Here is an 18,866-nt window from a genome sequence, read left to right as displayed (position 1 = left end):
GCCAGAAAGCAGCCTGTTCCCAAAACAAGAAATCAGAGAATGCTGAGTGTTCTTCAACGGCTATCTCAAAGGTCGCAACATTCTGCGCCTTGCCTCAAAATGCCAAGCCGCTAGATAGGTGGCAACAGACAACGGGATCAGAATACCATGGCGACTTTCACGCTTCCTAAGAATTCGAAGATCAAGAAGGACGGTAAGGTCCACAAAGCCGATGGCGCCAAGCGCGTGAAGAGTTTCAAAGTGTACCGGTATGATCCTGATACGGGCAAAAACCCGCGTTATGACAAGTTTGAAATCGACCTCGACGAATGCGGTCCGATGGTTTTGGACGCGCTGTTCAAGATCAAAAATGAAGTCGATCCCACGCTGACATTCCGCCGGTCATGCCGCGAAGGTATTTGCGGCTCTTGCGCGATGAACATGAATGGCAAGAACGGTCTTGCCTGCACAACCGCGATCGAAGATTTGAAAGGCAATGTACAGATCACGCCTTTGCCACACATGGATGTCATCAAAGATCTTGTTCCTGATTTCACCCATTTTTACGCGCAATACGCATCGATTCAGCCTTGGTTGCAAACGGTAAGCACCACCCCTTCGGGTAAAGAACGCCTGCAAACTCCAGAGCAGCGCGAGCAGCTTGATGGGCTTTACGAGTGCATTCTCTGCGCGTGTTGTTCTACATCGTGCCCGTCATACTGGTGGAATTCGGACAAATTCCTAGGCCCGGCGATCCTCTTGCAAGCCTATCGTTGGCTCGCCGATAGCCGCGATGAAATGACCGGTGAGCGGCTTGACCAGCTCGAAGACCCGTTCCGTTTGTATCGGTGCCACACCATCATGAACTGCGCCAATGTCTGTCCGAAAGGTCTTAGCCCGGCCAAGGCCATTGCCGAGACCAAGAAAATGATGGCCGAACGCGCGATCTGATCGAGTGGCGTTTTCAGACGACGTATTCGATCACCTGCCCGATCCTGCAAATCCGGGTTGGCATCACTGGAATCTCAAAGACGACACGCTGTTCAATGGCGCCGTGATGGGTAAGCTCATTACGCGCCGCGAAGGTGACAAGTGTCGGTTGCGAATGTTCCCCGAGCGGCGCCATGAAAACCTGCAAGGCATTATCCACGGCGCGGTTTCGCTGGGACTAATCGATATTTCGATGTTCACGACCATGCATGTTGTCGGCTCCGGTAATGCGGGCCCTTCGGTCACACTTGAGCTTTCAACCCAGTTTATCGGCGGCGGTGATCCGAAGAGACCGCTTGATGCGGTGACAGAGATCATGCGCGAGACGGGCAAGCTTGTCTTTGTTCGCGGGGAAGTTGTGCAAGATGATGACCCTGTCGCGGCCTATAGCGGGATCATTCGCAAATTTGTCGCGCGCAAGGACGGCTAGATGAGCGGGCTCTTGGCACGCTATGAACAAATGATCGCCTCGGGAGAATTGCAGCCCGACGCCGATCAGAGGCTATGCGCGGTGCGCCTAGATGCGCTTCAAAAAGAACTGGAAGCCGAAACGACTGGCGGACTTCTGGGACAGCTGTTTGGCCGCAAGCAAACCCGCGCGCAGGGCGTCTATATGTGGGGCGGCGTTGGCCGGGGTAAGTCCATGCTCATGGATCTGTTTCACGATACCCTAAACCTCGAAACAAAGCGCCGCGCGCATTTTCATGCTTTTATGCAAGAAGTTCACGCGGAAATGCGGGAAGCGAGAAAGAGCGTAAGCGGTGATCCCATTCCCACCGTCGCGGAACGGCTCGGCGCCGATATCCGTTGCCTCGCGTTTGACGAAATGGTTGTGAACAATTCAGCAGATGCCATGATCATGAGCCGGTTGTTTACCCAGCTGATCCACGAGCAGGACGTCACTATCGTTACGACGTCAAACCGCCCTCCCCGCGATCTCTACAAGGATGGTCTCAATCGAGAGCATTTCCTACCCTTTATCGATCTGATCGAAACCGAACTGGATGTGGTTGGATTGAACGGCCCAACAGATTACCGGCTGGACCGGATCGGCGGATTGGCGACCTGGCATACGCCGCTGGGCGATGCTGCCACTGACAAAGTGCGCGAGGCATTCTTCCGGCTGACCGATTTTGCACCAGAGGATGCCGAGCACGTACCGTCTGAAGAGCTGAAAGTTGGCGCGAATCGGACCTTGCACGTTCCCAAATCGCTCAAAGGGGTTGGCGTTTTCAGTTTTAAGCGGCTGTGCGCGGAAGCACGCGGTGCACCGGATTACCTCGCGATTGCACAGCATTTTCACACAGTGATAATCGTGGGTATCCCACAAATGGCCCCGGATATGCGCAATGAAGCCGCTCGCTTTGTCACGCTAATCGACGCACTTTACGAACACAGGGTAAAGCTGTTCGCAACGGCGGCGGCCTCGCCCGATGCTCTGTATCCATCGGGCGATGGGAGTTTCGAATTTGAGAGGACCGCGAGCCGGCTCAATGAAATGCAGAGCGACGAATACATGGCTCTTGGCCACGGGTCGGAGGACTAGCCCTTAAGCGGCTGCAATGCGTTCAGCCAGTCGGGCTTGTGCGGCAACCAAGCGGCTCATCACTTTCAAATCGTGTTCGCGCAGTTCCAAAGCTGCATCCGCCCACATCTCTGTAATGCGATTAAGCTCTTCAAGTTCGAGTTGCCAAACCTTCTTTGTAGCACGACGCGAGCCGACCATTCCAGCATGACGCCGCTCAGATTTCTTGATGAAGTCCCGTGTCGCATTCAAACCATCGCCGGGCTCCGCCAGCTGGTGGACAATCCCCAAGTCATACATCTGCTCAGCGGTATATGTCTCATTCGACATAATAATCCGGTCTGCCATGGCGCTGCCCAGCTTGCGCGAAAGAAGCGCATGGGCGCCCATGCCCGGGTAAAGACCAAACATGATTTCAGGCAATCCAAACGTCGCATGCCGTTCGGCGATGATGAAATCAAACGAGAGCAATGCTTCAAAACCGCCGCCCAAAGCCGTGCCTTGAACCAAACCGACGGTGAGCATTGGAATATCGAGAGTGCGAATATTCCGATCGAGAATGGCGCAACAACGGTGCCCGTAATTGACGAGCCCCTGTCGGTCGCGATTGCGGATCAGGTTCTGAAATAGATCAAGATCACCGCCGAAACAGAAAACATCAGGAGCGCGGCTGCCAAGCACAAGATAGCGGAGTGGCACTTTGTCGGTGCCAAAGCCCATTGCAATCAGGCGCTGCCAATTCTCAAAATCGTTGAGCATAGCCGGCGTAAAACTGGGCCGGCCTTCTGGATTTATGTAAGTCCAGAGTGTTGCAGTCGCATCTTCATACAACACATCAAGTTCGCTCAGACCAAATAGGCCCTCTGGAATAGAAGCATGGAGAGCGCTTTCTGCGTAAAGCTCTTCGTCACCAACTAGTGGGACTGCCCTACTCGCGCTGCTATCCATAACGCACTACTCCAAACACAACCCGAATTTTTGCAAGCTATTCTTGAAACAGCTGACGCGCGACTGGCCCTTTGGGCTCTGTTGCTCGGATGGTAAGCGAGTGAGGAGTTGCTTGGCAATCAGTAATTTACACTTATCCGGCGACCAGAGTCTCAAAGTGGGTCATTCGGTCAGGCGAATGTTGGGGTACGCGCTTATACTTATGCAGTAATCTCAAGACGATTCAGCGACTTTTCGAGCATTAGCAATTGCCAGAGCACACGCGAATTGTCGTTACGGCCTGCGATATGTGCGTCGGCCAAATCAGACAAACCTTGCGGAGAGAACCAACCAGTTTCGGCAAGCAATGAGCTATCGGCAATATTGCGCGCTTCACCAGCCAATGGTCCGCGGAACCATTCAGCGATCGGAGTTACAAAACCCTGCTTGGGGCGATACAGAATCTCGTCCGGCAGGTATCGCTCCATGCATTTTTTCAGCAGATACTTCCCTGTGCTGCCCTTCACCCGCATTTTCTCGGGCAGCTTGGCTGCGAACTCGACCAGTCGGTGGTCAAGAAGTGGCTCGCGCGCCTCAAGACTGACAGCCATACTGGTCCGGTCAACTTTGGTTAGAATATCGCCGGGCAACCAGAACTTCAGATCGGCATATTGAGCACGATCCAAACCGCTTTGCCCCGGTGCTTCTCGCATGAGTGCGACAAGTTCATCCTCAGCGCGGTGACCTCCAATCAATTTTGTGAAGCGATCAGAATACAAGGCATGTCGTTGCTCTGGTGTTGTTACGGAAAGCCCGCTTGCGTATCCTTCGTCACCGCTGCCTGCCAACGCTAGGAGGGTAGACTTTGCCCGCAATGGTCGCGGTGCCCAGTCCGCCTTTGGCCAGTACTTTCCAAGCCCGCCAAACACCGTTTGCCTAAAACCCTTTGGCAATATCGAACGAACACGTTCTTCATTGTGGTGAAACACCTGACGGCGATATCCGGCGAATGCCTCATCCGCTCCATCGCCGGACAGCGCGACAGTTACCTTTTCTCTGGCCAAAACGCAGACGTGCCAAGTCGGCAAAGCAGATGCATCGGCGAAAGGTTCGTCAAACATCCCAGACAATTGATCAATGGCGTTGAAGTCATTTTGCCCCACCGTGCGTGCGGTGTGATCGGTGGAGAATTTTTGCGCAATTTGCTTGGCGTAACTTGTTTCATCCAGCCCCGCGACATCGAAGCCGATTGAGCAAGTTCGGACCGGCTCCTCGCTAGCCTCGCTCATCAAGGCGACAACACTTGAGGAATCGACGCCCCCGGAAAGAAACGCGCCAAGAGGCACATCGGCAACCATCCGTGATTGCACAGCATCGCGCATCAAGTGGACTAACTCAGCCGAAAGATCGGCCTCGCTTCCTGACGCCCGCTTAGTAAAATCGATGTCCCACCACTGTTTCGAGCCTTCAGGCGCTTTGCCCTGCTCAAGCAGCATGAAATGCCCAGCGGGCAGCTTCTCTACGCCGGACAAAATCGAATGCGTATCGGGGACATACCCCCAAGTCATATACGCCTCAAGAGCGGCAGGATCGACTTTACGGCGCAATTGAGGGTGGGCGAGCAACCCTTTCAGTTCGGACGCGAATGCGATGCTGCCATCTGAAAGGCGCGCCATGAACATCGGCTTCACACCGAACCGATCGCGCGCAAGCAGCAATTGACGCTTATCCAGATCGTAGAGAGCAAAAGCGAACATGCCGTGCAGCTTTTCAAGACAGCCAGTGCCCCAACGCTGCCATGCAGCGAGGATCATCTCAGTGTCGCCCTGCGTGCGGAACCGAACCCCGTCTTTTTCAAGCTCGCGTCGAAGCTCGCGGAAATTGTAGATCTCGCCATTGAAGACAATCACTGCGCGCCCGTCTGCCGAATGCATCGGTTGCGGCGAACCTTCCACATCGATGACCGATAATCGCCGGTGGCCCAGCCCTATGCCGTGCTCGGTCCAAATTCCCGCGCCATCCGGCCCGCGGTGAACCATCGCATCGCACATGCGTTCAATCCGGACAGGGTCGACCGGCTTAGGCGTTTCAGCGTGAAAGAGACCGGCAATACCGCACATGACGATTTGCGACCTAGCCGATCGCTTTCGGGCCGACAATCGCAACGATCATCGCCGCTGCGAAGGCCATCGCTGCGATAGCTCCAGCTGCCGCGGAAACAGTCGTGTCAGACCGTTCAATCTTCGCCACCCACGGCCAAGCGGCGATTTCGTCAACACTCCAACCGTAATCCTCTGGCTCGCGTTCGAAAAAGCGCCATGCACCCGCAATCAAGATGACAACAACAATTCCAAAGAAAATCCAACCGTAGAAAATGTGATCAAAACCTGCAGCGAACTCAACGCCCTGGCTTTGCGCGATGTAAATCGTTCCCCAGGCGCGAATACCATTGGCTATGATTGGAATGATAATTGAGGCCACCATAAACGCGGCACGGCGGCTCCAGCGTTCAAAACACGTATAGCAAACCAGCACCGCCAGCGTGACCATGGCAATTAGAAACTTCACTCCTGAACACGCCTCAGCCACGATAAACAGACCAACAGGTGTTTCGATATAGATCCCGTCAACTACCGCTGGAATTCCGCTCCAATGGGTCAACCAGATAGCGATCTCTGCTGTGATCATTTGCAGTGCTGGGATCATCTCGTCGCCGAAGGGAACAAGGAACGCTGCAAATGCCAACGGCAATGCGAGCATCAGCGCTACGCGAACACCAAGTGCGGCGACAACTGCTCCTTGCAGAGCCCCCACCGCGCCGGCATGCGCGAGCAGATTGATGTCGGTCAATCTGCCCACAAGCCACAATCCCAGCCCTGCAGCCACTAGGCCAAGACCAAGTGCAGATGGCCTTGGTGCAAGCTTTAGCAATTCGTCCGTTCTGAGCCACACGAGCCAGATGATTATGAGCGGGACAAGAAGGATGTGGGAATAGGTGTCAATGTTCCACCATTGGTGGACCATTTCACTCCATTCACGGGCTGTCACGAAACACAGGCCGAGCGCGGCCAGCACTAGTAGCCCTAACGGCGCGCGCCAGGCTTCCGGCACCTTGTCCAAAAAGCTCTGCTGTTGCCAAGAGCGCTGCGTTTCGGTTGCTTCAGGCGGCATTGCGCGCCTCCGGACGATTGGTAGCAACCATCGCTTCAAGCGGTGCTAGCATTGCATCCCAAGAATGGTGATTGAGCACGAACTCCCGAGCATTTCTGCCCATTTCGCTATTCGCTGTTTGATCGCCGATCACCTGTGTCAAACGGGCAATCATCGCTTGAGCATCGGCTTGGCAAACCATCCAGTCACGGCCATCCGTCGCCGGGATACCCGTCGCCGCTTCTGGCGTGGCCAATACTGGCTTTGCCATAGCCATCGCTTCCAGCACTTTGTTTTGAACGCCCCGTGCGATCAGCAGCGGTGCGAGAACACAGTCTGCCGCAGCGATGTATGGCCGCACGTCGGGCACTTCCCCGTGAACGGCCAATCCCGGCTCGTCTTTTCGCGCGAGCAATTTCGCGGTTGGATTGCGTCCAACAACATGAAATTCCGCAGAAGGATGAACCGCGCGGATGGCTGGCAGGAAATTGTCTATCACCCAAAGAGCGGCCTGCTCATTTGGCCGGTAATCCATCTGACCGGTGAAAACGAAATGCGGCCCCGGCCGCGCTGAAATCGCGCTGTTGGCCTCTATTCCTGCAGGGTCGAAGAAAACGGAATCGATACCGTTGCCCAGCACCGCAATGTTTGTGTCGGCTGTTGACCGCAGCCGATCACGAAAAAGGCTAGCCTCATTCTCGCTGATCAAAATCGTTGTATCGGCTCGCTTGCAAAGCCGCTCTTCTTCCTGAGCCAGCAGCCGCCCTTCGCGCGCGTTCAGCCAAACGCGCTCGCCTGCATTGGCATAGCCTTCGAATTTGGCGCTATCGACATCGCACAGGTCTATAATGACACGGCCATCGAAGTCATCGGGAACATATTGCCCCATCTGTCCGGAGAATATCACAACCGTAGCAATATCGCGGGACGCAATCGTCTCGCGCACCCAGCTTTCCAGCTTCACGCTGTGAAACGCAGTCAGACTTACTGGCTTACCGGAAAGCACGGCCTCTGCTCCCGCAAGAACCAGCGGTTTTGTTCGGTTGACCACACGATGGCTCGCGCAGATTGTTTCAAGTTCGCTCTCACCAGCACGGTCTTCTTCGCTCTCAGCGAAACACCCTGCGTGCACAGCTCCAATCGATGCGAGGTTTTTCAGCAGATGATGCGCGCGGATTTTGTCGCCCCGATTAGGCGGGAATGGCACTCTATGCGCAAGAAACAGAATGTCACCCATAGCCACTATCCGTCAGGCTAGATCGCGTGCGATCCATGGACCGACAAGATTGGCTACAGGCAGTGGGAGCTTTTTCCAAAGCTCAATTTTGCGACTGTATGCCCCGTTGGTTGGGTCGATGTCGCGAGGCTTCTCACCTGGCGCTGTCCATTCTCCATAGGTGAGTGGAACAGGATCAAAGCCCCAGTTCTTTTTGAAATTGTAGGGCCCGCTTCCTGCCTTGGAGCGACCGAAATCGAAACGGGCCATCCCGCGTGATCGGGCGTGCAGCATCAATTTGTAATACATCAGTTCATTAGAACGTTCATTTCGGGCGGCAAAAATCCCTCCGCCCCAAAACGGCAAAACTGCACCATTATGATAGAACGAGAACACGCTTGATATTGGAACGCCATCTTTGAAAACGGTGAGAATATCGCTGTCAGCTGGGAAGGCGTCGATCATCGCTTTGAACAGCTTTCGTGGGAAGACCGGCGTTCCAAGATTGCGCACACTCTCGCTATAAACGGCGTAGTGTGCGTCCAGATCGCGCTTCTCACGGCCAACGCGCACTTCCAGATCGTTTTTCAGACCCTTGCGAACCTCGGCCCGTGCCTTGCGCGGAATGGCAAGCAATTCTGCTTCGTCATCTTGGGCAAGATCGCGCTCAAAACCGCAATGCTTGTCATCCCGAGTGAGCCAGTCATCAGGGATGAACCCGCCGCGCACTTCGATACTGCTAAAGTCCATATCCACAGCGTGGTTCTGCGCTGCGTTTGCGAGTGTCCTCGCCGCGTCGCCGCTTTCGGCACATATGCCGCCGCCAACACCAAACCCGCTTGATACCAACGTGTTTGGAAACAGAAGCGAGCGAACCTCGGTCAGCGGAAGCCAGCCCGTAATTACGCCAAGCTGTTCGGCAATGATCCCTGCTGCCCGTTGGCCCGTACTAGCCTGAACCGCGTTCAGCCAAGCTGGGCGATGGAAGACGCTCGCCTTCTGATCGCGCACAAATTCCTCAATCCGCAAAACGGTAGTCCCGTCGGTCAGGTCGGCAAGGCGCGCGACGTGAGAGAGTTTGACGGGCGCGTTCATGCAGCGGTCGCCTGGTTCGGCACATCAGTGAAGAATTGACCTGCGCGCGCAGCTTCACGCTCCGCCACATCATCCATCCGGCCCCATGCAAACTCTTGCGCCAAAGCGCTCAACTTGCCGACCATCTGTTCCAATCCAGTATAGTGCCGCAGTTTGGAACGCAGCGGCGCACCGGGCACGCGCGGCTGATCAGGGTCGATCTCCCAAGGGTGGAAATAGAACACGGCCGGGCGCTCTTCGCGGCTGTTAACCTGCCGGATTGCCCAGCGTGAAAATGCATAAGGCAGCACGCGGAAAAATCCGCCCCCGCCTGCGGCGACGCGCTTCCCGCCCAGCATTGCAGTGGTGACCGGGATTTCGATCATGTCCGACCATGATAGCGGACGGAATGCAAAACGCGGCGCCTCGCGCCAGCCATAGTGATCGTGGGTAATTGGAGCGACGCTGGACGAGTAGGTGTATCCTTGCTCCGCCAGCACTTCGAACGCCCATGTGTTTCGCTGATCTATCGAGAAACTTGGAGCGCGGTAGCCAGTGATGGCTTGTCCCGAGGCATCTTGCAGGATCGCGCGCGCCTTGGCGATGTCAGCACCAAATTCAGCCTGTTCAAACGTGAAAACGCGGGCATGGTCATAGCCGTGACTTGCAACTTCGTGCCCTGCATCAGCAATCCGGCGGATCAAGGACGGATGCCTTTCGGCTACCCAGCCCAGCGTGAAAAACGTGGCCTTCACATCGGCTTCGGCGAACAGATCGATGATCCGGCTGACATTGTCTTCGACACGCGTCTTCAACCCGTCCCAATCGCTGCGTTCGATGACATTTTCGAACGCGCCAACCTGAAACCAGTCTTCGACGTCAACAGACAGTCCGTTGACGATTTTCATGCTTTCACCAGATGCGGGGTTTGACCCGTGCATTGTTACGCTGCCTCGCGCGATTTATCGTCCTCAAGCCATTCGATCAGCATAGTCAGAACATGGCGGAAGGATTGTTCTTGCTCTTCCAGACGTTGCTCAATGCGGTTGAGCACCGCGTTGACCTCAGCTTCGTTCTGTTCCTCCAGAACGGGCGCTGTTTCCGAAACCGGCGTTGTACCTGCGGCCTGAAGGTCGCTTAACGCTGCTTCAAGTTCGGCTGTGCGCTCGTCACGTTGGGCCAGCAATGCGGCAACCTCTGTCGCGGGAACGCTATCGATATCCTGCTCGGTGGCGGGTTCTGCCGCTTCGACGGAAGGTTCAATGCTGAGCGGGCTTGGCTGCGGGCTTGAACCGCGCGCCGTATCCGATCCCATTTCCTCCATGACGGCTTCCAGCATCTCGGTCGTCAAGGCGTCTTGCTCTTCGATTGCACCCAGCAAAAGAAGGCGGTTCATCACCTGATTAACGCGGCGCGGAATGCCATCGGTCGCCTCAAACAATGCAGGAAGGAGGCCGGGGCGAAGTGTTGGCCGCCCTTCCCATCCGACATGTTTCAGACGGTGTAGGATGTAGTCTTCGACTTCTTCTGCATCCAATGCTTCAAGATGATGCGACGCGATCACTCGCTGGCGCAGCTGATCGAGATCAGGATGCTGGGCAAGCGTACGGCGAAATTCCGGCTGACCAAGCAAAAGCGTCTGAAGCAGCGGGTGCGAACCCAGTTGGAAGTTCGACAGCATCCGCATTTCTTCCAGAGCCGTAAGGTCTAGGCTCTGGCATTCATCCACGATCAGCAAACAACGCTTACCTTCGCGCGCTTCCTCTTGCAGAAAACGCTCGATCGCACCCAACGCGTTTGCTTTGTCCTTGCCTTCAACATGAATGCCAAAAGCCTGCGCGATCACATGGATCAACTCGCCGCCGTCCAGAGCGCTGGTTACAACCTGCGCGACGGTCAGCTCTTCTGGATTGGTCCGCTCCATAAGGTGAGCCACCAGTGTCGACTTACCAGCACCGACTTCTCCGCTAATCACCACAAAGCCTTCGCCCTGGTTCAAACCATATCCGAGATAGGACATCGCCTTTTTGTGGCTCGAACTCTCGAAATAGAATTCGGGATCTGGAGTCAGCTGAAATGGCCGCCCGCTAAACCCGTAAAAATGATCGTACATGAGTGTATAGCTCCAAGGATCAGAAGTTGTAGCGCAGGCCAAGCAACGCGGTTGCAGTGGCAAAGTCTTCGACTGTGAAGTCGCTATCGATATAATCGACGGAAACCGCCGCGCGCGCGGTCAGCTTGTTGGTGAGCGAACGACCATAAGCTGCCGAAGCGCCAAAGCCTGTCGCATCGCCATTGTCGGTGCCGCTATCGAACCAATTAACGTAAGCGTTCGCAGCAAAGGTCGCGCTGCGACCGATCGGACGGTTGATGCCGCCAGCGATGTAATAGCTTTCGTCAATCACGCCATCGACCGCTTCCAGCACGGTGCCCGCTGCGCCGATGAACTCGCGCCGGTCATATCCAGCGCCGATGACTGCGGTAGCTGTGCCGATGTTGCGTTGGTAGCTGGCATTGACGCCGCGACCGCGGAACGCGGACGAACGGACGGAACCAAGCGAATTGACGAGGCCAGAGCCCTCTTGTCCGCTTACAAGACCGCCAAAGTCACCGCTAACCGGGTTCCTAAGAACATCGAAGTCAGTCCCGAGATCAGCGAGCGCATTGTTCAGGCGGCCACCAAAGCCGCTGACACCGTCATAGACATTGACGTTGAAGGAACTGCGGCTGCTCGGCGCGTAACTGAAGCTGCCGTAATATGTGGTTGAATCGTAACGACGACCGACACTTGCAGCGAGCGAGGTGCGCGAGCTTGGACGCCAGAGCGCGCCCACATCCCAAAGCAAACCATCGACATCAAAAGCAAGGATGCGCGGTGACGCTTCGTCTGTGACAAGGCGTCCGGAAGCATCGCGAACCAGATCGCCGTTCACATCGCGAAGAGCATCGCGGCTCGACACTTCGACGTTTTCGTATCCAACGCCGCCGACCAGTGCGAGCGAATCCGTAACCGGCAAAGTTACGTCGCCGCGAACATATACGTCGCGAACCCGCTGATCGAGGTTGGAGATATCTTCCTGATAGAAGCCGCCTGTGACGCCGACGCCGACTGGCAATGGATCGCCAGCGCGCGTTCCCGCCCGCAATTGAGCGTTGTAGGTCACACTGTCGTCAAACACGTCGACTGGATCGCCGTTCTGGTCGAACACGGTGTTGTCTGCTTCGAAGCGGTTGTAGCCAACGCGGGCAAGGCCCGACACTTCGACTGATCCAACCTGAGTGCTCAGGCTTGGTCCAGCATAAACGCTGTAGAGTTGGCTAGCCGCATCTTCGCTTGCCTGCGGATTGGGCGAAACCGCCCCGCCCCCGTCAACTCGGGTGCGGCTGGCAAGACCGCCAGCTTCAAATGTCAGCGCGCGCGGGATCAGTGATACATAACCGCGCGCGATGCCGCTCACGGTGTTCGTATCAACATTGTCATCGCCGTAACTGATGTTGCGCTCATAGCGCACCGAAACCGATGCTCCGCTGTTGCGGCCTTGCGCATTCACATCAACGCCTGTGGCGATCTGAGTGAAAGTAACAACGTCATTGCCGGGTTGCAGCTCGGCGGAGAGGATTTGATTGACCTCAATATACGGCTGAACAGAGACAACGCGAGGCGCCTCCTCTGCTTCCGCTTCCTGAGCGTAAGCTGTGGCTGGAACAAGAGCGCCGAACGCTCCGATGAGTAAGCAGGTGCGAATGCTCTTCATGATCATTCCTCCCTTTCGCCGTAATCGCCGAAGCGGCGACCGGATGGACTGAAGTGGGTTGCGTTGAGCAACAGTTTGATATTCTGGCAGGCCGACAGCAGCTGCTGCGCGTCTTCCAGCGCGGCCCGGCTGGTTTCATCGGCACGAACCACAAGAACGGTCTGACCAACATGAGACGCCAGTTCCGCCGCAGCAGAAGCGGCCAGCGCTGGCGGTGTATCGAAAATGACGTAGCGATTGGGTGCACCGCGCGTGAGGCGGTCCAAAATCTCGCCAGTACGTTCGCTTGCAAGATATTCCGCATCGTTGGGGCCCGTCGCGCCGGCAGGCAGAACAAACAGACCATCAATGTCTGTCTGGATCGCGAGTTTCTCAGGACGCAAAGAAGGGTTTGCGAGCGCATCCATCAAACCGCGCTGCACCTCCAGCCCGAGGCGATTGGCCACGGAAGGACGGATTACATCGGCATCGACGAGCAAGACTTCCACATCTCGCTCCGCTGCAAGTGCGATTGCAAGATTGATAGCGCAGAAGGTTTTGCCTTCGCCCTGATGCGGTGAACACACCAGAATGCGGCGCTGTTTTGAGTCCCGTCTGGCCCGTGCGTCGGCAATAATGTCGCGCTTAACAATGCGGAATTCTTCGAGCAGCGCCGTGACCGGATCCTCTGGCACGATCAGACCTGCATCTTTCAGATTCCAGCGTTCGATGTCGTGATACGGACCCGACAAAGCGACGGCTGGCTCTGGCTGAGGTTCAGACGCTGGTTGTGGAACAGGCTGTGCAGAAGCTGCCGCAACAGGAATTTGCGAAGCTGGAACCGCAACAGGCTGTTTGGCCACTGGTTGCGGTGGAACGACAGGCCGGCTTGGTTTCGGCAGGTTGCTAGGCACCTTGGCCGGGCCAAGGTCGTCCAATCCAAATACACGGTCGGCACGCTCCAAAAGAGAAGCGCGTTTTGCGGTGTCTTTGTTGATCTTGCTCTGTTCGGTCATGTTCTGTTTCCTCCGAGCCCGATCACGCCACTGTTCCGACCGAGACAACCTCGATCGCGAGCAGAATGACGAACACTCCGACCAGACCAGCACAGGCCCCGGCGAATTGTTTGAAGCGGCGCCGCTTAAGCGCACGCGCGGTTTCGGAAATGGTGAGCGAAACTGACCCGATCACCGGCATATCAAAAGTACGTTCCAGCTTTTGCGGCGTTGCAAAGCTCGATTTGAATTGACCCAAACCATACGCCGCAGCAGCACCGCCACCGAGACCAACGATCAACACGCCGAGCAAAAGCAACGGACGGTTCGGCGCCGCTGGCTTCTGAGGCACGACAGGTGGGTCAATCAGATCGAATTTGTACTGGCTTGTCTCGTCGACGACGTTGCCGCGGGTCCGCAGCTCTTCGCGATCCTGGAGGCGATCTTCATAGTTTTTCTGAAGCACCTCATAATCGCGGCTGATGCGGTTTGCTTCTGCGGCGACTTCCGGTTCGCTCGCTTGGCTGGCCATGAGCGAGGCAATTGTCGACTGAAGAGCCGCGCGGCGTGCCTGAAGCGCTTCAACAGATGCCTGACGATCCGAACGAATAGCCAAAAGCGATGAATATGCCTGATTAGGCGTACCACCGGCATCGTCTGGACCAGCCCGTTCAACCTGCTGACGCAGCAAAACAACTTGTTTGGTTGTCGCGATCACATCCGGGTGGCCGTCTTTCAGGCCGCGTCCGCGAAGCTCGGCAAGCTGGCTTTGCGCTTGTAGCAATGCCGCGCGAGGTCCGGTGGCATTCGCGCCGCCCGCGATCGTACGCGGCGTGCTTGCGAGCTGGCTGCTTACAGATGCCAGCGAGCTGGTTGCTGCGGCGAGATCAGCATCAATATCGCGCAATTCTGTGCGCGCCTGCTGGATTTTGGTCGAAAGCGTTTCCGAACCACCAATCAGGTCAGGGTATTGCGCTTCAAATGCTAGCCGTCGCTGTTCGGCGGCTTCGAGTTCCGCTTTGCGCTCCTCGAGTTGATCATCAAGCTCGGCAATCGCACCGTTGATGCTCGCGCGGTTGCCGGAGATGTGTTCCTCACGGAAAATATCCAGCAGCTTTTGTACGACATTACGCGCAAGCACCGCGTTTTCCGCGTCTGACAAACGGCTTTTGCCCACTGTCGCCACGATTTCGAACAGGTTGTCCTGTTGACTGGTGACTTCTACCCGTTCGGCAAGGTCGGCCACCGCAGAGTCCATCTGGGTCGCTTCGGTGATTTCCTCGCCGAGCTTGGTCGAACTGATAACCTTCTTGAGGTTTTTCGTGCTCACCAGAGTCTGGCGAACCTTCATGATCTCTTCGCGGCCGTCGCCTGCCAAGCCCAGCTGCTCCGAAAGCACATCATCAACGTCAACGTAGATGCGCGCTTTCGATTCGTAGGAGTTTGGGATGGTGGAAACTGCAAGCCAGCCAAGCAGGCAAATGCCCCAGGCGACAGCAATCGCAATCCAGCGCCTGTGCCAGACCGAGTAGAGCGCTGTGCGCAGTTCTTCGATAATCTCGTTCATATATCAGCGCGCCCGTTAGAAACGGCTCTCCGGAATGGAAATGGTATCGCCCGGTTTCAGCGCGACGTTGGCGGTGGCATCACCTTTGTTCAGGAGATCCTTTAGGCGCAGTCGGTACGTCTTGTTCTCGCCGAGCTCAGTTTCGTAGCGAGTAAGGGTCGCCCGGTTGCCCGCAGCAAACTCACCCAGACCGCCCACTGCGATCATCGCATCAAGCACTGTCATGTTTGCACGGTATGCAAGAGCAGCTGGCTCTGCGCCCGCGCCGGTAATGCGGATTTGTTGAGGGAGAGCGCCGTTGAACTCGTTCACGATAACCGAAACGATCGGCTGCTCGATATACTCGCTCAGCGATTCCTTGATGTCGTCCTGCAACTGGGTCGGTGTCTTGCCAACGGCGACCATATCCTGAACCAGCGGAATTGTGATGCGGCCATCGGGACGCACCTGAATGTCTTCAGCCGACAGTTCAGGATTGCGCCAAACATGGACAGTGATCTGATCCAGCGGACCGAGAATATAGTCTTCGGTCGGCGCCTCGACGCCTCCTGTAGAGAATGTCGCAGCAGGAAGTTGTGTGCTCGGCCCGCCAGCGCACGCGGCTAACGCGATGGGAGCTACAGCAATGGTAGCGAGGCGGGTGAGAGACAGCGAATTAAGCATCGATACGTATCCTTGGCCTTGGTTCGGCGGGCCTCGATACGTGGATGCAGGAGCGACCTGCTGTACCGGGGCACGCGAATGACCCGATCTCTCTGGCTGAAAATGGTGAACATAATATTAGTGATATCGCCTGATTTCACCTTCTATCCCGTTTCGGGACAGAGGTTTAACAGGCGTTAACGTAAACCTAGATCAGCAGCTCTTCCGCTGCCCCATGACCCAAGAATGCCGAGGGTGAAGAGGTCGCTCCATAGGCACCTGCACAAAACACTGCGACAAGATCGCCAACGTCTGCGCGCGGCAAATGGGCCAGATCAGCAAGCCTGTCGAGCGGCGTGCACAAGCACCCGACAACGTTAACCACATCGTCCGCTTCGGCATCGAAACGGCTTGCGATCGCGACGGGATAATTGCGGCGCACAACCGTGCCGAAATTGCCCGACGCAGCGAGTTGGTGGTGCAAACCGCCATCGGTCACAAGGTAGGTAGTGCCGTGGCTCTCCTTACGGTCGATGACACGGCAGAGATAAACACCTGCCTGACCGACCAGAAAGCGTCCGAGTTCAAGGCAAAGCTCGGTTTCGACAAGTTCTGCGGGTAGATCAGCGACATGGTCGTGCAAAGCGGAACCGATCGCGCGAAGATCAACAGGCTCGTCGCCTGGGAAGTAAGGGATCCCAAGCCCCCCGCCCATGTTCAACTTTGGCAAGGGCACGCCAATCTCACGCGCCAGTTCCGCCGCTAAATTCAGCACGTTACCCTGCGCCTCTATGATCGCATCGGCATTCAGCGCCTGACTGCCAGTGAAGATATGAAGACCGCGCCATTCCGCGCCCTGCGCGATAATCTTGCGCGCCAAGGCCGGGACTTTGTCAGCATCGACGCCAAATTGTTTTGCGCCGCCGCCCATCTTCATGCCTGAACCTTTCAGCTCGAAAGACGGATTGACCCGGATCGCTATTCTAGGGGTCTTACCAATGCGGTGGGCGATCGTAAGCGAGCGTTTCGCTTCGCCTTCGGACTCGCAGTTGAGCGTAACGCCCGCTGAAATAGCGGCCTCAAGCTCATCATCCCGCTTGCCCGGCCCAGCAAAACTGACCCGTTTCGCATCAATTCCGGCAGCCTCAGTCATCGCAAGTTCGCCTGAAGACGCGATGTCGAAGCCATCCACCAGCGGCTCCATATGCCGGATTACCTCCGGATGCGGGTTGGCCTTGATTGCGTAGTTCACTCCGATGCGTGAGGGCAAAGCAGCGCGCAATTCCGCCATCCGTGCGCTCAATCGCTCACGCGAATAGACGAACAGCGGTGTCCGGCCAGCCAGCTTGACGAGCTCGCTCGCTTTTCGTCCTGCAATCGCCAATTCGCCATCAATTGCGGAATACCCTGCGGGAATTGGTCCGAGTGGCTTGGTCTTCATGCCGCTTTCTCCTCAGACAATTCGCGATAAAGCGCGGTTCGATCGATCTTTCCATTGGGATTGAGCGGCATCGCCTTGCGCCAATGGATCGTTTGAGGTTGCATAAAATTCGGCAAGTCCTGTTTTAATCGCTTCGGCAATTCGGCTCGTTCTTCATCGTTGTCGGTTCCGCGAACAACAAGATGCACTGCGTGCCCTAACCGCTCGTCTGGCAGGCCGAGAGCAACAGCTTCAGCGACCAGATCGGTGGCAATCGCAGCCTCTTCGATCTCTTGCGGGCTAATCCGGTTTCCGGCGCTTTTGATCATCGCGTCGCGTCGCCCGACAAAATAGAGCAGGCCGTTCTCATCGCGTTTCACCCTGTCGCCGGACCAGACAGCAGTCCCGCCGAATTTCGATTGTGTAGGCGCGGGCTTAAACCGCTGGGCCGTCCGCTCGGGATCTTGCCAATACCCTTGCGCGACCAATGGACCGCAATGAACCAGCTCACCCTCTTCACTTGGATCGGCAACCTGGCCATCATCGTCAATCACAAGAATCTCTGCGAAGGGAATCGCTTTACCCATTGATGTTGGGTGCTTTTGCACCAATTGCGGATCAAGAAAGGTCGAGCGAAACGCCTCGGTCAAACCATACATCGGGTACAAATCGGCTTCAGGGAAAATACCTGTCAGATCATCTACCAGATCAGTAGTCAGCGCGCCGCCGCTATTTGTCATACGGCGCATTGAGGCAACCGCCTCTTGCGGCCAATCAATCTCGGTCAGCTGAACCCAAAGCGGAGGAACCGCCGCCAGAGTAGTAATCGAGTGTTTCGCGCAAGCCTTCGCCACATCGCGCGGAAACAGAAAGTCGAGCGGCACCACGCTGCCGCCTGCATGCCAAGTAGAAAGCAGCTGGTTCTGGCCGTAATCGAATGACAATGGCAGCACGGCCAAAGTCACATCATCCTGAGCCATCCTAAGATAGTGCGCAACGCTCACGGCGCCCAGCCACAGGTTCGTATGACTGAGCATCACGCCCTTGGGGCGTCCGGTGGAGCCGCTGGTGTACAGAATGGCGGTCAGTTCATCCGGATCGCGCTCCGACGGGCCATGCGTTAGCGCCGCGCTTTGGGCAGCGCCCAGAAACTCAGATTCTTCCAGAACTACGCAATCGCTAGGCAGATCATCATCTTGCAGTGAACCGACACGCGATTTCGTTCCGATCAGCATCACTGCACCGCTATCGGAGAGAATATGCGCTGCTTGGGCCCGCTTCAGCAGAGGATTGATCGGCACATGGACCATCCCTGCACGCGCCGCAGCCAGCGGCATCAGACAGGTCAGTTCCCCCTTCGCTGCCCATGTCGCCACCCGGGCACCTTGCTCTGGAACTTCGCGCGCCAACCAGCCTGCAATCCAATCGACACGCTGTCTTAACTCATCGTGGTTAAGAGTGCCTCCGCGCAAGACCAGTGCCGGACGCGCACCGTATCCGCCCTCACCTGCCAATTCAGCAAGGTGATCCAACGGTCGCGGCGCGCTATCAAGAGCGGTATCAGTTGGTTTTGAGTGGTCAGTCATGAAGTTCCGTGGAGCACATTCGGGCGATGAAAGTTAGGTATCACGATAGCGTTAACGTCTT

The 18,866-nt window shown here is 56.3% G+C and carries 16 protein-coding genes; 3 read left to right on the top strand and 13 right to left on the bottom strand.

Annotation, left to right across the window (positions count from 1 at the left end; translation table 11 throughout):
* Positions 1-147 precede the first annotated feature (147 nt).
* The 3 genes from MWU39_RS06215 to zapE are packed head-to-tail and all read left to right on the top strand — an operon-like array spanning position 148 to position 2,515.
* On the top strand, positions 148-930 hold the full coding sequence (locus MWU39_RS06215; protein ID WP_247159151.1) for a succinate dehydrogenase iron-sulfur subunit: 783 nt from the start codon (positions 148-150) through the stop codon (positions 928-930).
* 4 nt (positions 931-934) lie between these two features.
* Positions 935-1,399: a PaaI family thioesterase gene (locus MWU39_RS06210; protein ID WP_247159150.1), complete on the top strand. Its 465-nt coding sequence runs from the start codon at positions 935-937 to the stop codon at positions 1,397-1,399.
* Complete coding sequence (zapE, locus tag MWU39_RS06205; protein ID WP_247159149.1) at positions 1,400-2,515, top strand: cell division protein ZapE; 1,116 nt, start codon at positions 1,400-1,402, stop codon at positions 2,513-2,515. It begins immediately after the preceding gene.
* A gap of 3 nt (positions 2,516-2,518) precedes the next feature.
* On the opposite strand, the gene MWU39_RS06200 is transcribed toward zapE, so the two are convergent.
* The 13 genes from MWU39_RS06200 to MWU39_RS06140 all read right to left on the bottom strand — a co-directional run bounded on the left by MWU39_RS06200 (position 2,519) and on the right by MWU39_RS06140 (position 18,805).
* Entirely contained in the window at positions 2,519-3,442 is a 924-nt protein-coding gene (locus MWU39_RS06200) for a crotonase/enoyl-CoA hydratase family protein (RefSeq protein ID WP_247159148.1), read from the bottom strand.
* A 200-nt stretch (positions 3,443-3,642) separates the two neighbouring features.
* Complete coding sequence (locus MWU39_RS06195) at positions 3,643-5,541, bottom strand: XrtA/PEP-CTERM system amidotransferase (RefSeq protein ID WP_247159146.1); 1,899 nt, start codon at positions 5,539-5,541, stop codon at positions 3,643-3,645.
* A 13-nt stretch (positions 5,542-5,554) separates the two neighbouring features.
* Positions 5,555-6,592 carry an exosortase A gene (gene xrtA / locus MWU39_RS06190; RefSeq protein ID WP_247159145.1) on the bottom strand — a complete coding sequence of 346 codons (1,038 nt, stop codon included), beginning with the start codon at positions 6,590-6,592 and terminating at the stop codon, positions 5,555-5,557.
* Positions 6,582-7,808 carry a TIGR03087 family PEP-CTERM/XrtA system glycosyltransferase gene (locus tag MWU39_RS06185; RefSeq protein ID WP_247159144.1) on the bottom strand — a complete coding sequence of 409 codons (1,227 nt, stop codon included), beginning with the start codon at positions 7,806-7,808 and terminating at the stop codon, positions 6,582-6,584. The genes xrtA and MWU39_RS06185 overlap by 11 nt, the downstream gene beginning before the upstream one ends.
* 12 nt (positions 7,809-7,820) lie before the next feature.
* Positions 7,821-8,882, bottom strand: a complete 1,062-nt coding sequence (locus MWU39_RS06180) for a FemAB family XrtA/PEP-CTERM system-associated protein (protein WP_247159143.1) — start codon at positions 8,880-8,882, stop codon at positions 7,821-7,823.
* The gene (locus tag MWU39_RS06175) at positions 8,879-9,802 is read right to left on the bottom strand and encodes an XrtA system polysaccharide deacetylase (RefSeq protein WP_247159142.1); all 924 of its coding nucleotides are present in this window, start codon (positions 9,800-9,802) and stop codon (positions 8,879-8,881) included. The genes MWU39_RS06180 and MWU39_RS06175 overlap by 4 nt, the downstream gene beginning before the upstream one ends.
* Before the next feature lie 2 nt (positions 9,803-9,804).
* Positions 9,805-10,974, bottom strand: a complete 1,170-nt coding sequence (locus MWU39_RS06170; protein ID WP_247159141.1) for an XrtA/PEP-CTERM system-associated ATPase — start codon at positions 10,972-10,974, stop codon at positions 9,805-9,807.
* A gap of 19 nt (positions 10,975-10,993) precedes the next feature.
* Positions 10,994-12,616: a preprotein translocase subunit YajC gene (locus tag MWU39_RS06165; RefSeq protein ID WP_247159140.1), complete on the bottom strand. Its 1,623-nt coding sequence runs from the start codon at positions 12,614-12,616 to the stop codon at positions 10,994-10,996.
* A gap of 2 nt (positions 12,617-12,618) precedes the next feature.
* On the bottom strand, positions 12,619-13,611 hold the full coding sequence (locus MWU39_RS06160) for an AAA family ATPase (RefSeq protein WP_247159139.1): 993 nt from the start codon (positions 13,609-13,611) through the stop codon (positions 12,619-12,621).
* A gap of 22 nt (positions 13,612-13,633) precedes the next feature.
* Positions 13,634-15,157, bottom strand: coding sequence for an XrtA system polysaccharide chain length determinant (locus tag MWU39_RS06155; protein ID WP_247159137.1), 1,524 nt, complete (start codon positions 15,155-15,157; stop codon positions 13,634-13,636).
* 15 nt (positions 15,158-15,172) lie between these two features.
* Positions 15,173-15,820: an XrtA/PEP-CTERM system exopolysaccharide export protein gene (locus tag MWU39_RS06150; RefSeq protein WP_247159134.1), complete on the bottom strand. Its 648-nt coding sequence runs from the start codon at positions 15,818-15,820 to the stop codon at positions 15,173-15,175.
* Positions 15,821-16,007: 187 nt separating this feature from the next.
* Complete coding sequence (locus MWU39_RS06145) at positions 16,008-17,240, bottom strand: pyridoxal-dependent decarboxylase, exosortase A system-associated (protein WP_247159132.1); 1,233 nt, start codon at positions 17,238-17,240, stop codon at positions 16,008-16,010.
* Positions 17,237-18,805, bottom strand: a complete 1,569-nt coding sequence (locus MWU39_RS06140) for an acyl-CoA ligase (AMP-forming), exosortase A system-associated (protein WP_247159130.1) — start codon at positions 18,803-18,805, stop codon at positions 17,237-17,239. Before MWU39_RS06140 ends, MWU39_RS06145 begins: the two co-directional genes overlap by 4 nt.
* Positions 18,806-18,866: the final 61 nt, after the last annotated feature.

The organism is Erythrobacter sp. F6033 (assembly GCF_023016005.1).
Classification (GTDB): Bacteria; Pseudomonadota; Alphaproteobacteria; order Sphingomonadales; family Sphingomonadaceae; genus Erythrobacter.
This window is presented reverse-complemented; position numbering and strand designations above follow the sequence as displayed.

Bases quoted from the DNA above. Each gene is read 5' to 3' on its own strand.
- MWU39_RS06215 (WP_247159151.1), top strand. From the start codon at position 148: ATGGCGACTTTCACGCTTCCTAAGAATTCGAAGATCAAGAAGGACGGT.
- zapE (WP_247159149.1), top strand. From the start codon at position 1,400: ATGAGCGGGCTCTTGGCACGCTATGAACAAATGATCGCCTCGGGAGAA.
- MWU39_RS06200 (WP_247159148.1), bottom strand. From the start codon at position 3,442: ATGGATAGCAGCGCGAGTAGGGCAGTCCCACTAGTTGGTGACGAAGAG.
- MWU39_RS06195 (WP_247159146.1), bottom strand. From the start codon at position 5,541: ATGTGCGGTATTGCCGGTCTCTTTCACGCTGAAACGCCTAAGCCGGTC.
- xrtA (WP_247159145.1), bottom strand. From the start codon at position 6,592: ATGCCGCCTGAAGCAACCGAAACGCAGCGCTCTTGGCAACAGCAGAGC.
- MWU39_RS06185 (WP_247159144.1), bottom strand. From the start codon at position 7,808: ATGGGTGACATTCTGTTTCTTGCGCATAGAGTGCCATTCCCGCCTAAT.
- MWU39_RS06180 (WP_247159143.1), bottom strand. From the start codon at position 8,882: ATGAACGCGCCCGTCAAACTCTCTCACGTCGCGCGCCTTGCCGACCTG.
- MWU39_RS06175 (WP_247159142.1), bottom strand. From the start codon at position 9,802: ATGCACGGGTCAAACCCCGCATCTGGTGAAAGCATGAAAATCGTCAAC.
- MWU39_RS06170 (WP_247159141.1), bottom strand. From the start codon at position 10,974: ATGTACGATCATTTTTACGGGTTTAGCGGGCGGCCATTTCAGCTGACT.
- MWU39_RS06165 (WP_247159140.1), bottom strand. From the start codon at position 12,616: ATGAAGAGCATTCGCACCTGCTTACTCATCGGAGCGTTCGGCGCTCTT.
- MWU39_RS06160 (WP_247159139.1), bottom strand. From the start codon at position 13,611: ATGACCGAACAGAGCAAGATCAACAAAGACACCGCAAAACGCGCTTCT.
- MWU39_RS06155 (WP_247159137.1), bottom strand. From the start codon at position 15,157: ATGAACGAGATTATCGAAGAACTGCGCACAGCGCTCTACTCGGTCTGG.
- MWU39_RS06150 (WP_247159134.1), bottom strand. From the start codon at position 15,820: ATGCTTAATTCGCTGTCTCTCACCCGCCTCGCTACCATTGCTGTAGCT.
- MWU39_RS06145 (WP_247159132.1), bottom strand. From the start codon at position 17,240: ATGAAGACCAAGCCACTCGGACCAATTCCCGCAGGGTATTCCGCAATT.
- MWU39_RS06140 (WP_247159130.1), bottom strand. From the start codon at position 18,805: ATGACTGACCACTCAAAACCAACTGATACCGCTCTTGATAGCGCGCCG.